This is a genomic window from Mucilaginibacter sp. P5_A4, from assembly GCF_056400605.1.
Genome location: NZ_JBFUKX010000143.1, coordinates 1 through 1237, shown reverse-complemented (window position 1 = coordinate 1237; position 1237 = coordinate 1). Strand labels below are relative to the sequence as shown.

The following is a 1237-nucleotide window of genomic DNA, read 5'->3' as shown; positions in this document are numbered from 1 at the left end:
GTGTTTTTACTATGCGGGAATTCCTGGAAGTTTTGGACTCCTCCGCTGGTGCAAGCGTCCCTTGGCTGTGCACAACCAAGGGAAAAAATTACAAAGCTTAAAATTTCGAAGTTCGACCGCCTTTATTCTAATATTACAATTCAACAAATCTCGGAAGCAAGTTCTTAAATATTCAAATCTCAGCGTATCAAATAACTATAAAACGCGTGTGTTCTTTCGCGACTGAGTTGTGCAACAGCCACGACACGCGTGCGTCAGCAATGACGGAAATTTTATCTAATCTCATGTGGCATGCTGTCATATGTTCTACCATTGAGTAGCCTACCTGCCGCTTTTTTATTTTTCCCACCCCATTGCTTGAAAAAGAAAGGAACATTCGCGGCTTCACACTGTAGGCGTATATCTTCAACCCATTCTAATTCCATAGGTCTTGCGCTAAATCCGCTTTCTCCTCCCACAATAACCCAATGTATCCCAGTTAAATTTAAATTAGGTAAGTTACTTATTAACGGTTCTAAAGAAAGAAATCGTACATAAGCATCAATTTTCCTTAAATGATCTATCCTACTTATAACTCGCTCATCCTCAACACTTACACCCATCCATATATTAGGCGTAAATTTTAAGAAAGGGGCATAATTTTCGAGAACATCGCCCCTTTTTGTTAACACTTGATAGGTGTGTTGGGGTGTATCGTTCATTACTTTAAAAACACTTTTTATATACTCTAGTGGCACTTCCTTGTGGAAAAGATCGCTCATAGAATTAACGAAAACCAACTGAGGTTTTTTCCAAGTATATGGGACAAGTAACGTTGCTGGATGTATTCGAATTTTAAATCCTTCACTATACTTTTCTTGCCCCATCCCCTTTAATCTTTTTGTCATTACTTCCGCATAGCAAAATTTACAGCCTGCAGAAAGTTTGTCGCAACCTGTGGTTGGATTCCAGGTCATTTCGGTCCATTCTATTGATGATTTTGACATTAATTAAAATCTAAAATACATTGATCTGTTAATAGTACTGCCATTTTATGGTCTATATTATCTGTAAAGCTAGTTTTTACTTTCTCTCGTTTATGCAAATCTCTTAAGGCACCTATATAATGCCTGCTTCCCCAATTATTACTAATATGATGTTGCTCAAAAAGGGATTTTGCGCTTAACTTTTTACCCGAATATTCCTGAAGTATTTGTTTTGACAATGCATCAATGTTTGGATCTCCAAAATCTAACGT

The 1237-nt window shown here is 37.3% G+C and carries 2 protein-coding genes; both read right to left on the bottom strand.

What is annotated here, in order from left to right:
- Window positions 1-272 precede the first annotated feature (272 nt).
- Complete coding sequence (locus tag AC1DQW_RS27695; protein ID WP_477457020.1) at window positions 273-986, bottom strand: DUF5131 family protein; 714 nt, start codon at window positions 984-986, stop codon at window positions 273-275.
- Window positions 986-1237 (bottom strand): hypothetical protein (locus tag AC1DQW_RS27690; protein ID WP_477457019.1); only part of this gene is annotated, 252 nt, incomplete at its 5' end. The genes AC1DQW_RS27695 and AC1DQW_RS27690, both read right to left, overlap by 1 nt.

What these genes read in the sequence shown, in the direction of transcription:
- AC1DQW_RS27695 (WP_477457020.1), bottom strand. Translation starts at nt 986, where the DNA reads ATGTCAAAATCATCAATAGAATGGACCGAAATGACCTGGAATCCAACC.